The sequence below is a fragment of the Pseudomonas sp. GD03858 genome (assembly GCF_029840925.1).
Taxonomy (GTDB): domain Bacteria; phylum Pseudomonadota; class Gammaproteobacteria; order Pseudomonadales; family Pseudomonadaceae; genus Aquipseudomonas.
Genome location: NZ_JAOCDM010000012.1, coordinates 1 through 21,176, shown reverse-complemented (window position 1 = coordinate 21,176; position 21,176 = coordinate 1). Strand labels below are relative to the sequence as shown.

Sequence of the window (21,176 nt, the reverse complement as noted above, 5' to 3'; positions counted from 1 at the left end):
CAGGTCGAAAATGGCGAAGGCTCCAGTCAGGTCAGTCGCTCAGACCTTGTACCCGGACTCGCGCGGTTCCGCTACGGAGCATGCCGATTTTTTCCGCGGCGGCGCGTGACAGGTCGATCAACCGGCCACGAGTATGCGGGCCGCGGTCGTTGATGCGCACCACGACGCTACGCTGGTTGGCGAGATTGGTGACCAGTACCCGGCTGCCGAAGGGCAGGCTGCGGTGGGCGGCGGTGAGGCCGTGCTGGTTGAAGGGCTCGCCGCTGGCGGTGCGTTTGCCGTGGTGGCGGGCGCCGTAGTAGGAGGCGGTGCCGGTCTGGTCGTAGCCGCGGGGGGCGAGGTCATGGCTGGCGCAGCCGGCCAGCAGGGCGAAGAGGGTGAAGGTGGTGAGGGAACGCTTGATCAAGTCGAATGCTCCGGTGCTGCCCTTCGCGGGTAAACCCGCTCCCACAGGTCCCGTGCCGTTCCAAAAGGGCAGCACAGTACCTGTGGGAGCGGGTTTACCCGCGAGCGAGGGCGAAGCCCTCGCAAGGCTACGAGGGTAAAACAATCACCCTTCGAGCTTGGCCTTGAGCAATTGGTTCACTTGCCCCGGGTTGGCCTTGCCTTTCGATGCCTTCATCGCCTGACCGACGAAGAAGCCAAACATCTTGCCGCGCTTGGCCTCGTCGGCGGCGCGGTACTGTTCGACCTGTTCGGCGTTGGCGGCGAGCATCTCGTCGAGCATCTTGTCGATCGCGCCGGTGTCGGTGACCTGCTTGAGACCTTTGCTTTCGATGATGCCGTCGGCATCGCCTTCACCGGCGGCCATGGCCTCGAACACGGTCTTGGCGATCTTGCCGCTGATGGTGTTGTCACGGATGCGCAGCAGCATGCCGCCGAGGTGCTCGGCGCTGACCGGCGACTGGTCGATGTCCAGCCCCAGCTTGTTCAGCAGGCTGCCCAGTTCGACCATGACCCAGTTGGCGGCCAGCTTGGCGTCGCCGCCGATCTTCACCACCTGCTCGAAGTAGTCGGCCTGTTCGCGGCTGGAGGCCAGCACGTTGGCGTCGTAGGCCGACAGGCCGTACTGGCTCTGGAAGCGCTCGACCTTCTGCGTGGGCAGCTCCGGCAGGGCGGCGCGCACGGTCTCGAGGAAGCTCGGCTCGATCACCACCGGCAGCAGGTCCGGGTCGGGGAAGTAACGGTAGTCGTTGGCTTCCTCCTTGCTGCGCATCGAACGGGTCTCGTCCTTGTTCGGGTCGTACAGGCGGGTTTCCTGCACCACCGTGCCGCCGTCCTCGATCAGGTCGATCTGGCGCTGGACCTCGTAGTTGATCGCCTTTTCGACGAAACGGAACGAGTTGACGTTCTTGATCTCGCAGCGGGTGCCGAACTCGGCCTGGCCTTTCGGGCGCACCGAGACGTTGCAGTCGCAGCGCAGCGAGCCTTCGGCCATGTTGCCGTCGCAGATGCCCAGGTAGCGCACCAGGGCGTGGATCGCCTTGACGTAGGCCACGGCCTCCTTGGCGCTGCGCATGTCCGGCTCGGAGACGATCTCCAGCAGCGGGGTGCCGGCGCGGTTCAGGTCGATGCCGCTGGCGCCGTTGAAGTCTTCGTGCAGGCTTTTGCCGGCGTCTTCTTCAAGGTGCGCGCGGGTCACGCCGATGCGCTTGATGGTGCCGTCTTCCAGGGCGATGTCCAGGTGGCCCTTGCCGACGATCGGCAGGTCCATCTGGCTGATCTGGTAGCCCTTGGGCAGGTCGGGGTAGAAGTAGTTCTTGCGCGCGAATACGTTGCGCGGGCCGATCTCGGCATCGATCGCCAGGCCGAACATGCACGCCATGCGCACGGCTTCCTGGTTGAGCACCGGCAGTACGCCGGGCATGCCAAGGTCAACCAGGCTGGCCTGGGTGTTCGGCTCGGAGCCGAAGGTGGTGGCGCTGCCGGAGAAGATCTTCGACTGGGTGGCGAGCTGGGTATGAATCTCCAGCCCGATCACAACTTCCCATTGCATGTGTGAACTCCTCAGAAGCCGTTGGGGGCGCGGGTGTGCCAGTCGGTGACTTGCTGGTAACGGTGCGCGATGTTGAGCAGGCGGCCTTCCTGGAAGTACGGGGCCAGCAGTTGCACGCCCACCGGCAGGCCGTCGACGAAGCCGGCCGGCATCGACAGGCCCGGCAGGCCCGCCAGGTTGGCGGTGATGGTGTAGACGTCTTCCAGGTAGGCGGCGACCGGGTCGGCGCTCTTGGCGCCAAGCTTCCAGGCCGGGTTCGGCGTGGTCGGGCCGAGGATCACGTCGACGTCGTGGAAGGCGGCCATGAAGTCGTTCTTGACCAGGCGGCGGATCTGCTGGGCCTTGATGTAGTAGGCGTCGTAGTAGCCGGCCGACAGGGCGTAGGTGCCGACCATGATGCGCCGCTGCACTTCCGCGCCGAAACCTTCGCCACGGGAACGTTCGTACAGGTCGATCAGGTTGGTCGGGTTCGCGCAGCGGTGGCCGAAGCGCACGCCGTCGAAGCGCGACAGGTTGGAGGAGGCTTCCGCCGGGGCGATCACATAGTACGCCGGGATGGCGTGCTGCATGTTCGGCAGGCTGATTTCCTTGACCACAGCGCCGAGCTTTTCCAGCTCCTTGACGCTGGCCTGGACCAGCTCGGCGATGCGCGGGTCGAGGCCGGCGCCGAAGTACTCCTTCGGCAGGCCGATGCGCAGGCCTTGCAGCGAGGCGTTGAGGTTGGCGCTGTAGTCCGGCACCGGCTCATCGACGCTGGTCGAGTCCTTGGCATCGAAACCGGCCATGCCTTGCAGCAGCAGGGCGCAGTCTTCGGCGGTGCGGGCCAGCGGGCCGCCCTGGTCGAGGCTCGAGGCATAGGCGATCATGCCCCAGCGCGAGACGCGGCCGTAGGTTGGCTTGAGACCGGTGAGGTTGGTCAGTGCCGCCGGCTGGCGGATCGAGCCGCCGGTGTCGGTACCGGTGGTGGCCGGCAGCAGGCGCGCGGCCACGGCGGCGGCCGAGCCGCCGGACGAACCGCCCGGCACGTGCTCGAGGTTCCACGGGTTCTTCACCGGGCCGTAGTGGCTGGACTCGTTGGCCGAGCCCATGGCGAACTCGTCCATGTTGGTCTTGCCCAGGGTGACCATGCCGGCTTCGGCCAGCTTGGCGACCACGGTGGCGTCATACGGGGCGTTGAAGTTGTCGAGCATCTTCGAGCCGCAGCTGGTGCGCACGCCGTTGGTGCAGAACAGGTCCTTGTGGGCGATCGGCGCGCCCAGCAGCGCGCCGGTTTCACCGGCGGCGCGACGGGCGTCGGCGGCACGCGCCTGCTCCAGGGCCTGCGCCTCGGTGACGGTGATGAAGCTGTTGAGCTGCGGGTCGAGCTGCTTGATGCGCGACAGCAGGGCGCCGGTCAGCTCTTGCGAGGAAAACGATTTGTCGGCGAGACCACGGGCGATCTCGGCCAGGGTGAGTTGATGCATGGCAGGCGCAATCCCTTATTCGATGACTTTCGGAACCAGGTACAGACCGTTCTCGGTCGACGGGGCGACGGCCTGGTAGCGGTCGCGCTGGTTGCTTTCGGTGACTTGGTCGGGGCGCAGGCGCTGGGTGGTCTCCAGCGGGTGGGCGAGCGGTTCGATGCCGGTGGTGTCGACGGCTTGCATCTGGTCGACCAGCCCGAGAATGCTGTTCAGGGCATCGGTGATGCGTGGCAGTTCGCCTTCATTCAGGCCCAGGCGGGCCAGATGGGCGATCTTTTCCACGTCGGAGCGTTGCAGCGCCATGGGGATCTCCGGGAATTCGAGGAACGGAATGGGTCCGTGATGGGGAACATGCCGGGATTCCGGCGGTCAAAGGGCCGCGATCATCGGCAGGCATGCTCGGAAAAACAGCCAATTTAACATATTGGCTCCTTGCCCAAAATCCCTGCCATTGTTAGAGTTTGCCGCACTTTTTTACCCACGCTTTCCCCAGGGTCACTTTCCCATGTTCAAGAAACTGCGTGGCATGTTTTCCAGCGATCTGTCCATCGACCTGGGTACTGCCAACACCCTTATCTACGTGCGTGAGCGCGGTATCGTCCTGAATGAGCCCTCGGTTGTTGCCATCCGTACCCACGGCAACCAGAAAAGCGTCGTCGCAGTCGGTACCGAAGCCAAGCGCATGCTGGGCCGCACCCCCGGCAACATCGCAGCCATTCGTCCGATGAAGGACGGCGTGATCGCCGACTTCAGCGTTTGTGAAAAAATGTTGCAGTATTTCATCAACAAGGTGCACGAAAACAGCTTCCTGCAGCCCAGCCCACGTGTGCTGATCTGCGTGCCGTGCAAGTCGACCCAGGTCGAGCGCCGTGCCATTCGTGAGTCGGCCCTCGGCGCCGGTGCCCGCGAAGTGTTCCTGATCGAAGAACCGATGGCCGCGGCCATCGGTGCCGGCCTGCCGGTCGAAGAGGCCCGTGGCTCGATGGTCGTCGATATCGGCGGCGGCACCACCGAAATCGCCCTGATCTCGCTCAATGGCGTGGTCTACGCCGAGTCCGTGCGCGTTGGCGGCGACCGTTTCGACGAAGCCATCGTCACCTATGTGCGCCGCAACTACGGCAGCCTGATCGGCGAGTCCACCGCCGAGCGCATCAAGCAGGAAATCGGTACCGCCTACCCGGGTGGCGAAGTGCGTGAAGTCGACGTGCGTGGCCGCAACCTGGCCGAGGGCGTGCCGCGCGCCTTCACTCTGAACTCCAACGAAGTGCTCGAAGCCCTGCAGGAGTCGCTGGCGACCATCGTCCAGGCGGTCAAGAGCGCCCTGGAGCAATCGCCGCCGGAGCTGGCCTCGGATATCGCCGAGCGCGGCCTGGTGCTGACCGGCGGTGGCGCGCTGCTGCGCGACCTGGACAAGCTGCTGGCCCAGGAGACCGGCCTGCCGGTCATCGTCGCCGAAGACCCGCTGACCTGTGTCGCCCGTGGCGGCGGTCGTGCCCTGGAGATGATGGACAAGCACGCCATGGACCTGCTCTCCAGCGAGTGATCGCCGGCGAGTCGCGTATCCTCAGGTTTACAGGTGGCACGCACAGTGCTACCTGTATGCGCTGTGCTGGCGCCCCTCCGGGCGCCGTTTTCGTCAATCCGCAAGCAGGCCGGTGCATTGCCCCATGTCCAATGACCTCCTGAGTCGTCCACGAGGAACGGCCCATTAAACCGCTTTTCTCCAAGGGCCCCTCGCTGGGCGTTCGCCTGCTGGTACTGGTGGTGATGTCGATCGCGTTGATGGTGGTCGACTCGCGCTTCGACCTGCTCAAGCCGGTGCGTGGCCAGATGGGCCTGGTGCTGATGGAATCCTACTGGATCACCGATCTGCCGCAGCGCATGTGGCAGGGCGTGGCCGGCCAGTTCGGCAGCCGCACCGAGCTGATCGCCGAGAACGAGAAACTCAAGACCGAGGCCCTGCTGTTGCAGGGGCGCCTGCAGAAGCTGGCGGCCCTGACCGAGCAGAACGTGCGCCTGCGCGAGTTGCTCAATTCGTCGGCGCTGGTCAACGAGAAGGTCGAGGTCGCCGAGCTGATCGGTGTCGATCCCAATCCGTTCACCCACCGCATCCTGATCAACAAGGGCGAGCGCGACGGCGTGTTCCTCGGCCAACCGGTGCTCGACGCCCGTGGCCTGATGGGCCAAGTGGTCGAGCTGATGCCTTACACCTCGCGGGTGCTGTTGCTCACCGACACCACTCACAGCATTCCGGTGCAGGTCAACCGCAACGGTTTGCGCGCCATCGCCAGTGGCACTGGCAACCCGGAGCGCCTGGAGTTGCGCCACGTGGCCGACACCGCCGACATCAAGGAAGGCGACCTGCTGGTCAGCTCGGGCATGGGCCAGCGCTTCCCGGCCGGCTACCCGGTGGCCACGGTCAACGAAGTGATCCACGATTCCGGCCAGCCGTTCGCCATCGTTCGCGCCATTCCCACCGCCGCGCTCAACCGCAGCCGCTACATGCTGCTGGTGTTCAGCGACCGGCGCACGCCGGAAGAGCGTGCCACCGAAGCGGCGATCGCCCAGGAAGAAGCCGACCGCCAGGGCGCCAGCCATGGCCAGGCCCCGGCCAGCCCGGCGCCCGTCGCGCCAGCCGCCACGCCACCTGCCGCTGCACCCGTGGCGCCGGCACCCGCGGCCAACGGCGCGACCGAGGCCCATCCGCCCGCCGCGCCCGCTCAACCCCGGAGACAATAATGGCCAGCACCCGTAGCAGAAACGGCTGGGCCATCTGGCTGACCTTCGCCATTGGCCTGTTGCTCAGCGTCTCGCCCATGCCGCAGTTCATGGAAGTGTTCCGGCCCATGTGGCTGGCGCTGCTGCTGGCCTTCTGGACCCTTGCCGTGCCCGGCAAGGTCGGCATGACCACCGCGTTCGTGCTTGGCCTGGCCGAAGATGTGCTGTACGGCACCTTGCTTGGCCAGAACGCGCTGATCCTCACCCTGATCACCTTCCTGGTGTTGTCGTTGCAGCAGCGCCTGCGCATGTTCCCCATGTGGCAGCAGAGTCTGGTGATCCTGGTGGTCTTCGGCATCGCCCAGCTGATTCAGCTCTGGCTCAGCGCCTTGACCGGCAATCGCCTGCCGACCCTGGCACTGGTCTGGTCGGCGGTGATCAGCGCCTTGCTCTGGCCTTGGGTCAGCTTCGCCCTGCGCGGCCTGCGCCGTCGCCTGCACATCCACTGACGCGCCGTCATCGACAGGGAGAAGTCCAATGCCCCAGCTGTACCTGGCCTCCGGCTCACCTCGTCGCCGTGAACTGCTGACCCAGATCGGCGTGCCGTTCACTGTCGTCAGCGCGCCCATCGATGAAACCCCGCTGCCGGGCGAAGCGCCGGCGGCCTATGTCGAGCGTCTGGCCCAGGCCAAGGCCGTGGCCGGATTCGCCCATACCGATGAAGCGGGCGTGGTACTGGGCGCCGACACCACCGTGGTGCTCGATGGCCAGATCCTTGGCAAGCCCGAGAATCGCGAGCAGGCGCTGGCCATGCTCGGCGACCTTTCCAAGCGCGAACACCAGGTGCTGACCGCCGTGGCGCTGACCGATGGCCAGCGCAGTGTCAGCCGCTGCGTCAGCACCACCGTGCGTTTTCGCACCATCTCTTTCGAGGAAGCACTGCGCTACTGGGACAGCGGCGAGCCGGTCGACAAAGCCGGTGGCTATGCCATCCAGGGATTGGGCGCGGTGTTCGTCAGCGGCATCGAGGGCAGCTACTCGGCCGTGGTCGGCCTGCCCCTGAGTGAAACCGCCGAACTGCTCGAGCAATTCGGCGTGCCATGTTGGCAACTGCAAGAGGATTCCGCACAGCGCTAGCCAGCCACGCCGCAGCAATCCATCATTACCCCAGACCCCTGACGAGAGCGCGCCATGAGTGAAGAGATCCTGATCAACATCACCCCGATGGAATCGCGCGTGGCGGTGGTGGAGAACGGAGTCCTGCAGGAGGTGCACGTGGAGCGCACCCAGCGCCGTGGCATCGTCGGCAATATCTACAAGGGCAAGGTGGTGCGCGTGCTGCCGGGCATGCAGGCGGCGTTCGTCGACATCGGCCTGGAGCGGGCGGCGTTCATCCATGCCTCGGAAATCTCCCAGCGCGAAGGTTCGGCGGTGGAGACCATCACCGCCCTGGTTCACGAGGGACAGGCGCTGGTGGTGCAGGTCACCAAGGACCCCATCGGCACCAAGGGCGCGCGCCTGACCACCCAGCTGTCGATTCCGTCGCGCTATCTGGTGTACATGCCGCGCAGCAGCCATGTCGGCATTTCGTTGAAGATCGAAGAGGAAGCCGAGCGTGATCGCCTCAAGCAGGTGGTCACCGACTGCATGGCCCAGGAAGAGATGAAGGATGCCGGGGGTTTCATCCTGCGCACCGCCGCCGAGGGCGCCCGTGCCGAGGATATCCTCCAGGACATCCGCTACCTGCGCCGGCTGTGGGAGCAGATCGGCTCGCAGATCCAGACCTGCGGCGCGCCGACCGTCATCTATGAGGACCTCGGCCTGGCCCTGCGCACCCTGCGCGACCTGGTCAACCCGAAGATCGAGAAGATTCGCATCGACTCACGGGAGACCTTCCAGAAAACCACGCAGTTCGTCGCCGAGCTGATGCCCGAAATCGCCGACCGCCTGGAGCATTACCCCGGCGAACGACCGATCTTCGACCTGTACGGTGTCGAGGACGAGATCCAGCGCGCCCTGGAGCGCAAGGTGCCACTCAAGTCCGGTGGCTACCTGGTGGTCGACCCGGCAGAGGCGATGACCACGATCGACGTCAACACCGGCGCCTTCGTCGGCCATCGCAACCTCGAAGAGACGATCTTCAAGACCAACCTCGAGGCGGCCACCGCCATTGCCCGGCAACTGCGCCTGCGCAACATCGGCGGGATCATCATCATCGACTTCATCGACATGGAGGACGAGGAGCACCAGCGCCAGGTCCTGCGTACCCTGGAGAAGCAGCTCGAGCGCGATCACGCCAAGACCAACATCATCGGCATCACCGAGCTGGGCCTGGTGCAGATGACTCGCAAGCGTACCCGCGAGAGCCTCGAACAGGTGCTGTGCGAGCCCTGCGCCGCCTGCCAGGGGCGTGGCAAGCTGAAGACTCCCGAGACGATCTGTTACGAAATTTTCCGCGAGATCCTCCGCGAGGCCCGCGCCTACCAGGCCGAGGGCTACCGGGTGCTGGCCAACCAGAAGGTGGTGGACCGCCTGCTCGACGAGGAATCGGGTAACGTCGCCGAACTGGAGACGTTCATCGGGCGAACCATCCGCTTCCAGGTGGAGTCCATGTATTCCCAGGAACAATACGATGTGGTGCTGCTCTGACCCGTGCTGAAAGCGGTTGCCCCAAGGATGGGCTGGCAAAGCGCTATACACCGGCCATAGTTAAGGGACGACTTGGAGGGCCATGGCCATGGAACGTCTGACCCGCGTTCTGGGCGCCTTGACCCGCTGGGGGCTGGGAATCTGCGCCCTGCTGGCGGTGCTGGTGGCGCTGTATGTCAGCCTCGGTCGGCAACTGGTACCCCTGGTCGCCGAATACCGTGCCGATGCCGAGCTCAAGGCCGAACAGGCCTTGGGCCTGCCCGTGCATGTCGGCGCGCTGGAGGGCCGCTGGAGCGGGCTGGCGCCGGTATTGCGCGTGCGCGACTTGCAACTGGGCGAGGGCGCGGGCGCCTTGCGCCTGGACGATGTCAGGCTGGTGCCGGACCTGTGGGCCAGTATCAAGGCGCGTGAGGTGCGTCTTGCACGTATTCAGCTCAGTGGGTTGCAACTGATCCTGCGTGAAGACGAGCAGGGCGCCTGGGCCCTCGAAGGCCTGCCGAAAAAGGATGATGCACCGTTGGACCCCGCCGATGCGCTCAAGCGCCTTCGCCAGTTGGGGCGCATCGATGTGTTCGACAGTCAGGTCACCCTGCACGCCTGGAAACGCGATCCGCTGACACTCACCTATGTCAGCCTGGGCCTGCAAGCCGGGGCTTCGCGCCAGAGCATCGACCTGCGCGCCACGCTGCCCGATGGTCAGCCCCTGGCCGTGAGCCTGAATAGCCGCGCCAGCGCCAAGACCTGGCGTGACGGGCGGGTGCAGGCTTACCTGAGCCTGCCGCAGAGCGACTGGGCACGCTGGTTGCCGCCGAAGCTGCTGGGCCAGTGGCAGGCCGGGACGCTGCGTGCCGGTGGTGAGTTCTGGGTCGACTGGAGCAAGGGGCAGCTGCAACAGGCGACGGTCCGCCTCAACGCACCGCAGCTCAAGGGCGCCTACACCGGGCGCAAGGCCGTCACCCTGGACAACCTGGCCTTGTCGGCCTGGTTCCAGCGCAACGACCAGGGCTTCGACGTCGCCGTCGATTCACTGGCCATGAGCCTGGGCAAGACCCGTTGGGAGTCCCATCTGCAACTGGCGCAGCGCCCTGGCCAGAATCCGGCCGAGGAAAGCTGGCAGGTGCAGGCCGACCGCCTCGACCTGACGCCGCTGACGCCGTTGATCGATGCCTTGGCGCCGCTGCCGGACAAGCTGATGACCGTGGTCGATGCGCTCAAGGTGACCGGCTCGCTGCGCAATGTACGCCTGGACATCCGTCCCAAGGCCGAAGGTGACCAGCGCGTGCAGTTCGCCGCCAATCTGGAGAAGGTCGGTTTCGACGCCTATCACGGCGCGCCGGCCGCCGGCAACGTGACCGGCGCCATCAGCGGTGATCTCGGCCATGGCGAGCTGCGCCTGGATACCCAGGCGTTCATGCTGCACCTGTACCCGATCTTCGGCAAACCCTGGCACTACCCGAAGGCCAACGCGCGCCTGACCTGGACGCTCGACAAGCAGGCCTTCACCCTGGTCGCCCCCTATATCAAGGTGCTGGGCGACGAAGGCAAGATCGCCGCGGACTTCCTGATCCGCATTCACCTGGAGCCCGGCCACGAAGACTACATGGACCTGCGCGTCGGCCTTACCGAGGGGGATGGGCGCTACACCGCCAAGTACCTGCCCGAGGTGCTCAGCCCGGCACTGGACGAATGGCTGCGCAGCGCCATCGTCAAGGGCAACGTCGATGAGGGCTACTTCCAGTACCAAGGCTCGCTGCACCACGACGCGCCGCCCCACGCCCGGGATATCAGCCTGTTCTTCAAGGTCCATGATGCGGCGCTGGACTTCCAGCCCGGCTGGCCGCAGGTGCAGCAGGTCGACGGCAATGTCTACATCGAGGACACCGGGGTGCGCATCAAGGCCAACCGCGGATTGCTGCTCGACACCCAGGTCAGCGATGTCAGCGTGAACATTCCCCATGTCGAGGGCGATCAGCACAGCCATCTGTTGCTCGAAGGCAACTTCGATGGCCGCCTTGGCGACGGCCTGAAGATCCTCAAGGAAGCGCCCATCGGCACGGGTGAGATCTTCGCCGGCTGGGAAGGCGAGGGGCCGCTCAAGGGCAAGGTCAAGCTCGATATCCCCTTGGCACACGGCCAGCGTCCCAAGGTGCTGGTGGATTTCGCGACCGCTGACGCGACCTTGAAAGTAGCGCCGCCGAGCCTGGAACTGAGCCGCCTGAAGGGCAACTTCAGCTTCGATTTCGACAAAGGCCTCAGCGGCAAGGACATCACCTTGCAGGCGTTCGGCAAACCGGTCAGCGCCCAGATCGCCGCCGAAGGCCAGGACGGGCAGATCCAGACCCGCATCAGCGCCAATGGTCAGGTCGGCCTGAAGGCCTTGACCGACTGGCTGCAATTCCAGCAACCGTTGCCGGTGTCGGGCGAACTGCCCTATCAGTTGCAAGTGATGCTGGGCAGCCGTGACAACCGGCTTACCGTCAACTCATCGCTCAAGGGGCTGGCCATCGACCTGCCGGCACCGTTCGGCAAGAGTGCCGGGGAAACCCGTGACAGTCGCTTCGGGCTATCGCTGCAAGGACCGGAGCGACGCATCGATGCCAGCTACACCGACCTTGCCCGCTTCGCCTATGCCGCGCCCGCCGACAAGCTGGATCAGGGCCGAGGTGAACTGCTGTTGGGCACGGGCGATGCCAGCCTGCCGACCGGCCAGGGCCTGCGTGTGCGCGGTCGGCTCGAGGCGCTGGACCTTGCGCCCTGGCAGCAGCAGATGGAGCGCCTGGCCGGCAAGGACCCGGGCGGCAGCGCGCGGCAGAACCTGCAGGGCGTGGACCTGAGCATCGGCCAGCTCAAGGCCTTCGGCATGGACCTCAACCAGGCGGTGGTCCGCCTGGCGCGTGGCGGTGCGGCCTGGGACCTGCGCCTGGACAGCAAGGAGGTGATCGGCAATGCGCGCATTCCCGATGCCAAGGCCACGCCGATGACCATTCGTCTGCAGACCCTGCGCCTGCCCGCGGCCGACCCGAACGAAGCACAGGACGAAAACGCCCCGGATCCACTGGCCGATATCGATCCACGCAAGGTGCCGCCGCTGGACCTGACCATCGACAAGCTGTATCGCGGCGACGAGCTGTTCGGCAGTGCCACCCTGAAACTGCGGCAGACACCTCGCGGCACGGCGATGAGCGATATCGACCTGGACCTCAAGGGCTTGCATATCGACGGCAGTGGCGGCTGGGAAGGCGAACCCGGCAAGTCGTCGAGCTGGTACAAGGGGCGACTGGACGGCAAGAACCTGGGCGATGTGCTCAAGGCCTGGGGCTTCGCGCCCACCGTGACCAGCCGCGATTTTCGCATGGACGTGGATGGCCGGTGGTCGGGCTCGCCAGCCTGGGTCAGCCTCAACCGTTACTCCGGCAGCCTCGACGCAGCCTTGCGCAGCGGCCAGTTCGTCGAAGTCGAAGGCAGCGCCCAGGCCCTGCGGGTGTTCGGCCTGCTCAACTTCAACTCCATCGGTCGACGCCTGCGCCTGGACTTCTCCGACCTGTTCAGCAAGGGCCTGGCCTACGACCGGGTCAAGGGCCTGCTGGTGGCCAGCGAAGGGGTCTACGTGACCCGCGAGCCGATCACCGTCACTGGGCCGTCGAGCAATTTCGAACTCGACGGCACCATGGACTTCGTTCGTGACCGGGTCGATGCCAAGCTGCTGGTGACCTTGCCGGTGACCAACAACTTGCCGCTGGCCGCGTTGATCGTCGGCGCGCCGGCGGTCGGTGGCGCGCTGTTCCTGGTCGATCGTTTGATCGGTGATCGGGTGGCGCGCTTCGCCAGCGTGCACTATCGCGTCGAGGGGCCGATCAAAGAGCCTAGAATCACCTTTGTGAAACCTTTCGATAAATGAGCCCGGGGTGGCGATGATCTCAGCAGTGATCCAGATGGTCAGCCAGGACGATGTGTTGGCCAACCTGCAGCGTGCCAGGGTGTTGCTGGAACAGGCCGCCGCGGGTGGCGCTCGGCTGGCGGTGCTGCCCGAGAACTTCGCCGCCATGGGCCGGCGCGATGCCGCGGCGATCGGTCGGGCCGAAGCGCTGGGCGAAGGGCCGATCCTGCCCTGGTTGAAACGCACCGCTCGCGACCTCAGGTTATGGATTGTCGCCGGCACCTTGCCGCTGCCACCGGTCGGCGAGCCGGATGCCAAGGCGCATGCTTGCTCGCTGCTGATCGACGAGCACGGCGAGATCGCCGCGCGCTACGACAAGCTGCACCTGTTCGATGTGGACGTGGCCGACAACCGCGGGCGTTACCGGGAGTCCGACGATTATGCCCATGGCAGCCAGGTGGTGGTGGCCGACACACCCGTCGGCCGCCTGGGCCTGTCGGTGTGCTATGACCTGCGCTTCCCCGAGCTGTACAGCGCCTTGCGCGCCGCCGGGGCAGAGCTGATCAGCGCGCCGGCGGCGTTCACCGCGGTGACCGGTGCGGCGCACTGGGAAGTGCTGATTCGCGCGCGGGCCATCGAGACCCAGTGCTATGTATTGGCGGCCGCCCAGGGCGGCCTGCATCCGGGGCCGCGGGAAACCCACGGCCAGGCGGCGATCGTCGACCCCTGGGGGCGGATCGTCGCGCAACAGGCGCGGGGCGAAGCGGTATTGCTCGCCACGCGCGACAGTGAAGAACAGGCGTCCATCCGGGCGCGCATGCCGGTGGTCACGCACCGGCGCTTTTTCTCGCAGGACGCCTTGCGGCCTGCGCACACCTCGGAGTGACTATGAGCGAGATTTTATCCACCGTCAGCGAGCAGCTCCTGGCCCCGGGCGGTCTGACCCTCGACAGCTTGCAGACGGTACTGGGCGAGCTGGCCGGGCCCGGCATCGACGCCGCCGACCTGTACTTCCAGGGCCAGATCTCGGAGACCTGGGCGCTGGAGGACGGCATCGTCAAGGAAGGCAGTTTCAACCTCGATCAGGGCGTGGGCGTGCGCGCCCAGTCCGGCGAGAAGACTGGCTTCGCCTACAGCAACGCGATCAACCTCGAAGCCCTGACTTCCGCGGCCCGCGCGGCCCGTTCGATTTCCCGCGCTGGGCAGAACGGCAAGGTGCAGGCGTTCCGTAGTCAGGACGTGACCGCGCTGTATGCGCAGGACAACCCACTGGATGTGCTCAGCCGTGCCGAGAAGGTCGAGCTGCTCAAGCGTGTCGATGCCGCCACCCGCGCCCTCGATCCGCGCATCCAGCAGGTCAGCGTGAGCATGGCTGGGGTCTGGGAGCGCATCCTGGTCGCCGCCACCGATGGCAGCCTGGCCGCCGATGTGCGGCCGCTGGTGCGTTTCAACGTCAGTGTGATCGTCGAGCACAATGGTCGTCGCGAGCGCGGCGGGCAGGGTGGTGGTGGCCGCACCGACTACCGTTTCTTCACCGAGGAGCGGGTGATGGGCTATGCCCGCGAGGCGCTGCGCCAGGCCCTGGTCAACCTCGAGGCGATCCCGGCGCCGGCCGGCACGCTGCCGGTGGTGCTTGGCCCAGGCTGGTCGGGCGTGCTGCTGCACGAGGCGGTCGGCCACGGCCTGGAAGGCGACTTCAACCGCAAGGGCAGCTCGGCGTTTAGTGGCCGGATCGGCGAGAAAGTGGCCTCGAGCCTGTGCACCATCGTCGACGACGGTACCCTGGAGGGTCGTCGCGGCTCGCTCAGCGTCGATGATGAAGGCACGCCGACCGAATGCACCACGCTGATCGAGAACGGCATCCTCAAGGGCTACATGCAGGACAAGCTCAATGCCCGCCTGATGGGCATGGCGGTGACCGGCAACGGCCGGCGTGAATCCTACGCCCACCTGCCGATGCCGCGCATGACCAACACCTACATGCGCGCTGGCGACAGCGATCCCGAGGAAATCATCAAGTCGGTGAAGAAGGGCATCTACTGCGCCAATCTCGGCGGTGGCCAAGTGGACATCACCAGCGGCAAGTTCGTGTTCTCCACCAGCGAGGCCTACCTGATCGAGGACGGCAAGATCACCGCGCCGGTCAAGGGCGCGACCTTGATCGGCAATGGCCCGGAGGCGATGCGGGGGGTATCGATGGTCGGTAACGACCTGGCGCTGGACAGCGGCGTGGGCACGTGCGGGAAGGATGGACAATCGGTGCCGGTGGGCGTTGGCCAGCCGACCCTGAAGCTGGATGCCATTACCGTGGGCGGTACCGGCGCTTGACGCCGAACCTTGTGGGAGCGGGTTTACCCGCGAAGAAGGCGACGCGGTGTATGGCACCGGCTGCGCCGGTGTTCGCGGGTGAACCCGCTCCCACAGAGGGCATCCATGCTTACCTGTGAGGGCGAACCGGTTCTGGGTTTAACGCAGGCCGCGCTGGACCTCGTCGAGGTCGCGGATGTACTTGAACACTTTACGCGCAGCCGCCGGCGGCTTGTTCCGCGCCTTCTCGTGCTGGGCATGACGGATCAGCGAGCGCAGGTGCTGGCGATCGGTGTCGGGGAACTCGTTGACGAAGCGCTCGAGGTCCTCGTCGTTGCCGTCGATCAGGCGGTCGCGCCAGCGCTCGAGGCCGTGGAAGCGCTCGTTGTACTGGCGGGTCGAGCTGTCGACCTGCTCGAGCACGGCATGGATGGCGTCCAGGTCCTGCACGCGCATCAGCTTGCCGACGAACGACATGTGGCGTTTGCGGGCGCCGTGGGCGGTGTGCTTGCTGGCTTCCTCCAGCGCCTTGCGCAGCTCGTCGGTGAGCGGCAGGCGAGCCAGGGTGTCGGCCTTGAGGGTGGTGAGGCGCTCACCGAGCTCGACCAGCGCATGCAGCTCGCGCTTGATCTGGGTTTTGCTTTTTTCGCCATCGAAGGCGTCGTCGTAAGAATCAACCATGGGGGCAGTCCGCAGGAAATCGCCGCCATGATAACCAGTCGGGGGCCGCTTGTCCGGCCCGGTCGTAGAATGACCCAAGCCGTACGCAGAATTTTCAGTGGAGAGAACCATGAGTGCAGTCCAGAGCGTAGGCCCCAAGGACCTGCCGGCGTTGCAGGAGCAGGTCGAGGCGATCGTCGCCGAGGCGCGCCGCCAGGGCGCCAGCGCCTGCGAAGTGGCGGTGTCGCTGGAGCAGGGCCTGTCCACCACGGTGCGCCAGCGCGAAGTCGAGACCGTCGAGTTCAATCGCGACCAGGGCTTTGGCATCACCCTCTACGTAGGCCAGCGCAAGGGCTCGGCCAGCACCTCGGCCAGCGGCCCTGAGGCGATCCGCGAGACCGTCGCGGCGGCCCTGGCAATCGCCAAGCACACCTCCGAGGACGAGTGTTCGGGGCTGGCCGATGCCGCCTTGATGGCCCGCGAGATCCCTGACCTGGACCTGTACCACGACTGGGACATCGAGCCGCAGAAGGCCATCGAGATGGCGCTGGCCTGCGAGGCGGCGGCCTTCGACGCCGACAAGCGCATCCTCAATGCCGATGGCACCACCCTCAACACCCACCAGGGCGTGCGGGTCTATGGCAACAGCCATGGCTTCATCGGCGGCTACGCGTCCACCCGGCACAGCCTGAGCTGCGTGATGATCGCCGAGGGCGATGGACAGATGCAGCGTGACTACTGGTATGACGTCAACCGCCAGGGCCAGCTTTTGGCCGACCCGCGCAGCATCGGCCAGCGCGCCGCGCAACGTGCCGCCAGCCGCCTGGGCGCCCGCCCGGTGCCGACCTGCGAGGTGCCGGTGCTGTTCTCGGCCGAGCTGGCCGGTGGCCTGTTCGGCAGCTTCCTCTCGGCGATTTCCGGCGGCAACCTGTACCGCAAGTCGTCCTTCCTCGAGGGCTGCCTCGGCCAGCGCCTGTTCCCCACCTGGCTGACCCTCGACGAACGCCCGCACATTCCGCGTGCATTGGGTAGCGCGGCATTCGACGGTGATGGCCTGGCCACCTACGCCAAGCCGTTCGTCGACAAGGGCGAGCTGGTGTCCTACATCCTCGGCACCTATTCCGGGCGCAAGCTGCAACTGCCGAGCACCGCCAACGCCGGTGGCGTGCACAACCTGTTCGTCACCCATGGCGTGGAGGACCAGGCGGCGCTGATCCGGCGCATGGGGCGCGGCCTGCTGGTGACCGAGCTGATGGGGCATGGCCTGAACATGGTGACTGGTGACTATTCGCGTGGTGCTGCGGGCTTCTGGGTCGAAAATGGCGAGATCCAGTTCCCGGTCCAGGAAGTGACCATCGCCGGCAATATGAAGGACATGTTCCAGCAGATCGTGGCGATCGGCAGCGATATCGAGACCCGCAGCAATATCCACAGTGGCTCGGTGCTGATCGAGCGGATGACGGTGGCTGGCAGCTGATCGGCGCTCTATTGGCTGGGGAGCGTGGGAGCGGGCTTGCCCCGCGATAATCTCACCTGCAATCGCGAGGCAAGCTCGCTCCCACGCTGCCCTGCTCATGTCTTGCAAAGGACCCGGCCATCGCGCCGGGTTTCTTTTGCCTATCGTCTAGCTTGAACTGATTCTATTTATCACTTAATAATGAATATCATTATCCAGTCACCCGGCGATGATGTTCATGAAACCCGTCCTCCACGAACTGCCCTACCTGGAAAACTGGCGCTGGCTCAGCCGTCGCATCCGCTGCGCCCTCGAACCCGACGAGCCGCGCCTGATCGAGCACTACCTGGCCGAAGGCCGCTACCTGGTGTGCTGCACCGAGACCTCGCCCTGGACGGTGGCGCTGACCGCCTTCCGCCTGCTGCTGGATACCGCCAACGACCGCATGCTGCCCTGGCATTGGCGCTGCCTGTGCCTGGACCAGGCCTGGCGTCCGTTGCTGGACCTGCGCAACCTCGATCGCCGCGAACAGAACCAACGCTGGCAGCCCTATGCGCTGCAGCTCGCCAACTGCGTGCTGCTGCCGTCGATTTCTCCCGAAGAACTGATGCAAGGACTTGAAGACGATGAGTGATACCCGTATCGAGCGTGACAGCATGGGTGAGCTGCAGGTGCCGGCCCAGGCCCTGTACGGCGCCCAGACCCAGCGCGCGGTCGACAACTTCCCGGTCAGTGGCAAGCCGATGCCGACCCAGTTCATCCGTGCCCTGCTGCTGGCCAAGGCTGCGGCGGCCAAGGCCAATGTCGAGCTTGCGCAACTGAGCGCGGGGCAGGGCGAGGCCATCGTCAAGGCGGTGGAGCAGCTGCTGGCCGGCGATTTCATCCAGCACTTCCCGGTGGATGTGTTCCAGACCGGTTCCGGCACCAGCTCGAACATGAACGCCAACGAGGTCATCGCCACCCTGGCCAGTCGCGTGCTGGGCGAGCCGGTCAACGCCAACGACCACGTCAACTGTGGCCAGAGCAGCAACGACATCATCCCCACCACCATTCATGTCAGCGCGGCCCTGGCCCTGCACGAGCAACTGCTGCCGGCCCTGCGGCACCTGACCCAGGTGATCGACGCCAAGGCGGTCGAAGTGCACCAGTACGTGAAGACCGGCCGCACTCACCTGATGGACGCCATGCCGGTGCGCATGAGCCAGGTGCTCGGCGGTTGGGCGGCGCAGATCAAGGGCGCCCAGGCGCATATCGAAGACACGTTGCCGAGCTTGCAGGCGCTGGCCCAGGGCGGTACCGCCGTGGGGACCGGGATCAACGCCCATCCGCAGTTTGCCGCCGGTTTCGCCCGCCAGCTCAGCGGCCTGACCAAGGTCGAGTTCACCCCGGGAGAGAACCTGTTCGCCCTGATCGGCTCCCAGGACACTGCCGTGGCGCTCTCGGGCCAGCTCAAGACGGCCGCCGTGGCGCTGATGAAGATCGCCAACGACCTGCGCTGGATGAACTCCGGCCCCCTTGCCGGCCTCGGCGAAATCGAACTGCAAGGGCTGCAACCGGGCTCTTCGATCATGCCGGGCAAGGTCAACCCGGTGATCCCGGAGGCCACCGCGATGGTCGCCGCCCAGGTGATCGGCAACGACGCCACCATCGCCGTGGCCGGCCAGTCGGGCAACTTCGAGCTGAACGTGATGCTGCCGGTGATCGCCCGCAACCTGCTGGAGAGCATCGAGCTGCTGGCCAACGTCAGTCGCCTGCTGGCCGACAAGGCCATCGCCAGCTTCAAGGTCAACGAAACCAAACTCAAGGAAGCGCTGTCGCGCAACCCGATCCTGGTCACCGCGTTGAACCCGATCATCGGCTACCTCAAGGCCGCCGAAATCGCCAAGACCGCCTACAAGCAGGGGCGGCCGATCATCGAGGTGGCGCTGGAACACACCGACCTGTCGCGTGACCAGCTCGAAGCCCTGCTGGACCCGGAAAAACTCACCGCTGGCGGCATCTGAGCCAAGGCCGCCCTGGAGGCACGTCATGCAGCACTGGAGACGCACCACGCAAACCGCCAATCGCCTGTTCGAGCAGGGTGAGCTGGTCGATGCCCGGGAACACTGCCTGCAAGCGCTGGCGCTGGCCCAGGTGCTGTTCGAGCGCTGGCATGACGTCGACGAAGCGGTGGCCGCGCTGGTCATCGCCCATCACAACCTGGCTGACCTGCACCTGCGCCTGAACCAGCCGCACGAAAGCGCCGACTACCTGTGTGCCGCCCACCAGCGGCTGCTCCAGGCCAGCCAGGACCAGCGTCTGCCCCAGGCGCTGCGCGATGCCGCGTTGCGCCACAGCGGGCGCACCTACACCGAATTGCTGAGTTTCATCGCCGAATACGGCCAGTATCCGCGCACCGAACGCCTGCTCAATCGCCAGGCGCCGGCTGCCAGCGAGCTGGCCGCACAAACGGATATCACTGATCGCACACCCGCCTACGGAATCCACTGATATGCCCCATACCTTGCCTGCTTTGCCTTACGCCTACGATGCGCTGGAACCGCACATCGATACCCAGACCATGGAGATCCACCACAGCAAGCACCACCAGACCTATATCAACAACCTCAACGCCGCCATCGAAGGCACCGAGTGGGCCGAATGGCCGGTGGAAAAGCTGGTGGGCGCGGTCAAGCAGCTGCCCGAGAAGCTGCAGGGCGCGGTGATCAACCAGGGCGGCGGGCACGCCAACCACACGTTGTTCTGGACCGTGATGTCGCCCAAGGGCGGCGGCCAGCCCCACGGGCAGGTGGCCAAGGCCATCGAAACGCAACTCGGCGGTTTCGAGGCATTCAAGGAGGCCTTCACCAAGGCCGCGCTGACGCGCTTCGGCAGCGGCTGGGCCTGGCTCAGCGTGACCCCGGAGAAAAAACTGGTGGTGGAGAGCAGCGGCAACCAGGACAGTCCGCTCATGCATGGCAACACGCCGATCCTCGGCCTGGACGTGTGGGAGCACGCCTACTACCTGAAGTACCAGAACCGTCGTCCGGAATACATTGGCGCGTTCTACAACGTGGTCGACTGGGCCGAAGTCGAACGTCGCTACCTTGAAGCCTTGAAGTGAGTCGAACCGGTATGCGCTCGCAGGTGTTGTCTGTCGGCAGTGTGCGTCTGTTCCGCCAGGCGCTGGGGACTTTGCTGTTGCTGGTCGGCAGTGCCTTGCTGGTGGCTCGGGGCATCGCCTGGCTCGACTTGGAGCCGCGCATGTTGCGGGCCCTGGAGGGCGGTGCCCTGTGCGCGTTGGGCACGGCGCTGGGCGCGGTACCGGTGCTGGTCATTCGCAACATGCCGGTGGCCCTGGCCGATACCCTGTTGGGCTTCGGCGCGGGCGTGATGCTTGCGGCCACCGCGTTTTCCCTGATCATTCCCGGGCTGGGGGCGGCCCTGTCCATCGGCTTCACTCCCTGGGGAGCCGGCGCCCTGATCAGCGCGGGCTTGCTGTTCGGGGCCCTGTGCCTGTTCCTGGTCGACCTGAAGGTCTCCGGGGCTTCACCCGAGGCCCTGGTGGGCACGGCGCAGCAGCCGGTGATCGCGGCACGGATCTGGTTGTTCGTCATCGCGATCATTGCCCACAACATTCCCGAAGGCATGGCCATTGGCGTTTCCGCCGGTGGCGGCATGCCCGATGCCGACAGCCTGGCCATGGGCATCGCCCTGCAGGATGTGCCGGAAGGGCTGGTGATCGCGCTGGTGCTGGCAGGGGCGGGCATGCCGCGTTTCAAGGCGTTCCTGATCGGCGCCGCGTCCGGGCTGGTCGAGCCGTTGGCGGCGGTGGTCTGTGCCTGGCTGGTGAATGTCGCCGAGCTGCTGCTGCCGTTGGGTCTGGCCTGTGCGGCGGGGGCGATGTTGCTGGTGGTGACCCAGGAGGTCATTCCCGAGTCGCGCAGCAATGGGCATCACCGTTTGGCGAGTCTGGGGCTGTGTGTCGGGTTCTGCCTGATGATGGTCATGGACACGGCGCTGTCCTGAGCTCGGCACGGCCCCTGTAGGAGCGGCCTTGTGTCGCGAAAG

At 65.8% G+C, this 21,176-nt stretch carries 19 protein-coding genes; 14 read left to right on the top strand and 5 right to left on the bottom strand.

All coding sequences use genetic code 11. The features are described from left to right. Positions 1–31 precede the first annotated feature (31 nt). The 4 genes from N5D48_RS05575 to gatC form a co-directional block, all read right to left on the bottom strand. Positions 32–406: a septal ring lytic transglycosylase RlpA family protein gene (locus N5D48_RS05575; protein WP_279882024.1), complete on the bottom strand. Its 375-nt coding sequence runs from the start codon at positions 404–406 to the stop codon at positions 32–34. 144 nt (positions 407–550) lie between these two features. Next, positions 551–1,996: an Asp-tRNA(Asn)/Glu-tRNA(Gln) amidotransferase subunit GatB gene (gene gatB, locus N5D48_RS05570; RefSeq protein WP_279882021.1), complete on the bottom strand. Its 1,446-nt coding sequence runs from the start codon at positions 1,994–1,996 to the stop codon at positions 551–553. Between the two features lie 11 nt (positions 1,997–2,007). After that, complete coding sequence (gene gatA / locus N5D48_RS05565; protein ID WP_279882019.1) at positions 2,008–3,459, bottom strand: Asp-tRNA(Asn)/Glu-tRNA(Gln) amidotransferase subunit GatA; 1,452 nt, start codon at positions 3,457–3,459, stop codon at positions 2,008–2,010. A 15-nt stretch (positions 3,460–3,474) separates the two neighbouring features. Beyond that, positions 3,475–3,762 (bottom strand): Asp-tRNA(Asn)/Glu-tRNA(Gln) amidotransferase subunit GatC, encoded by a 288-nt coding sequence (gene gatC, locus N5D48_RS05560; RefSeq protein ID WP_134689941.1) that lies wholly within the window; start codon positions 3,760–3,762, stop codon positions 3,475–3,477. A gap of 202 nt (positions 3,763–3,964) precedes the next feature. On the opposite strand from gatC, the gene mreB reads away from it, so the two are divergent. The 8 genes from mreB to tldD all read left to right on the top strand — a co-directional run bounded on the left by mreB (position 3,965) and on the right by tldD (position 15,031). Further along, positions 3,965–5,002: a rod shape-determining protein MreB gene (mreB, locus tag N5D48_RS05555; protein WP_003255163.1), complete on the top strand. Its 1,038-nt coding sequence runs from the start codon at positions 3,965–3,967 to the stop codon at positions 5,000–5,002. Positions 5,003–5,166: 164 nt separating this feature from the next. Further along, on the top strand, positions 5,167–6,198 hold the full coding sequence (mreC, locus tag N5D48_RS05550; RefSeq protein ID WP_279882143.1) for a rod shape-determining protein MreC: 1,032 nt from the start codon (positions 5,167–5,169) through the stop codon (positions 6,196–6,198). Continuing rightward, positions 6,198–6,686 (top strand): rod shape-determining protein MreD, encoded by a 489-nt coding sequence (gene mreD / locus N5D48_RS05545; RefSeq protein ID WP_279882015.1) that lies wholly within the window; start codon positions 6,198–6,200, stop codon positions 6,684–6,686. The genes mreC and mreD overlap by 1 nt, the downstream gene beginning before the upstream one ends. A 28-nt stretch (positions 6,687–6,714) precedes the next feature. Then, positions 6,715–7,314, top strand: a complete 600-nt coding sequence (locus N5D48_RS05540) for a Maf family protein (protein ID WP_279882013.1) — start codon at positions 6,715–6,717, stop codon at positions 7,312–7,314. Between the two features lie 54 nt (positions 7,315–7,368). Continuing rightward, positions 7,369–8,826 carry a ribonuclease G gene (gene rng / locus N5D48_RS05535; protein WP_279882011.1) on the top strand — a complete coding sequence of 486 codons (1,458 nt, stop codon included), beginning with the start codon at positions 7,369–7,371 and terminating at the stop codon, positions 8,824–8,826. Positions 8,827–8,908: 82 nt separating this feature from the next. Continuing rightward, the gene (locus tag N5D48_RS05530) at positions 8,909–12,724 is read left to right on the top strand and encodes a YhdP family protein (protein WP_279882008.1); all 3,816 of its coding nucleotides are present in this window, start codon (positions 8,909–8,911) and stop codon (positions 12,722–12,724) included. A gap of 13 nt (positions 12,725–12,737) precedes the next feature. Next, positions 12,738–13,589 carry a carbon-nitrogen hydrolase family protein gene (locus tag N5D48_RS05525; RefSeq protein WP_279882141.1) on the top strand — a complete coding sequence of 284 codons (852 nt, stop codon included), beginning with the start codon at positions 12,738–12,740 and terminating at the stop codon, positions 13,587–13,589. A 2-nt stretch (positions 13,590–13,591) separates the two neighbouring features. Next, the gene (gene tldD, locus N5D48_RS05520; RefSeq protein ID WP_279882006.1) at positions 13,592–15,031 is read left to right on the top strand and encodes a metalloprotease TldD; all 1,440 of its coding nucleotides are present in this window, start codon (positions 13,592–13,594) and stop codon (positions 15,029–15,031) included. A gap of 138 nt (positions 15,032–15,169) precedes the next feature. Here the strand turns inward: tldD and yjgA are convergent, their stop codons facing one another. Beyond that, entirely contained in the window at positions 15,170–15,691 is a 522-nt protein-coding gene (gene yjgA, locus N5D48_RS05515; RefSeq protein ID WP_028689647.1) for a ribosome biogenesis factor YjgA, read from the bottom strand. 109 nt (positions 15,692–15,800) lie between these two features. Between yjgA and pmbA the strand changes: the two genes are divergently transcribed. From pmbA to N5D48_RS05485, 6 genes are all read left to right on the top strand, one after another. After that, a complete protein-coding gene (pmbA, locus tag N5D48_RS05510; protein ID WP_279882002.1) occupies positions 15,801–17,147 on the top strand; it encodes a metalloprotease PmbA in 1,347 nt (448 codons plus the stop codon). 208 nt (positions 17,148–17,355) lie between these two features. Next, positions 17,356–17,760 carry a FagA protein gene (locus N5D48_RS05505; protein ID WP_279881999.1) on the top strand — a complete coding sequence of 135 codons (405 nt, stop codon included), beginning with the start codon at positions 17,356–17,358 and terminating at the stop codon, positions 17,758–17,760. Next, positions 17,753–19,129 carry a class II fumarate hydratase gene (locus N5D48_RS05500; protein ID WP_279881996.1) on the top strand — a complete coding sequence of 459 codons (1,377 nt, stop codon included), beginning with the start codon at positions 17,753–17,755 and terminating at the stop codon, positions 19,127–19,129. Before N5D48_RS05505 ends, N5D48_RS05500 begins: the two co-directional genes overlap by 8 nt. Before the next feature lie 25 nt (positions 19,130–19,154). Further along, positions 19,155–19,616: a hypothetical protein gene (locus N5D48_RS05495; protein ID WP_279881993.1), complete on the top strand. Its 462-nt coding sequence runs from the start codon at positions 19,155–19,157 to the stop codon at positions 19,614–19,616. A gap of 1 nt (position 19,617) precedes the next feature. Next, the gene (locus N5D48_RS05490; protein WP_279881990.1) at positions 19,618–20,229 is read left to right on the top strand and encodes a superoxide dismutase; all 612 of its coding nucleotides are present in this window, start codon (positions 19,618–19,620) and stop codon (positions 20,227–20,229) included. An 11-nt stretch (positions 20,230–20,240) separates the two neighbouring features. After that, positions 20,241–21,134 (top strand): ZIP family metal transporter, encoded by an 894-nt coding sequence (locus N5D48_RS05485; RefSeq protein WP_279882139.1) that lies wholly within the window; start codon positions 20,241–20,243, stop codon positions 21,132–21,134. Positions 21,135–21,176: the final 42 nt, after the last annotated feature.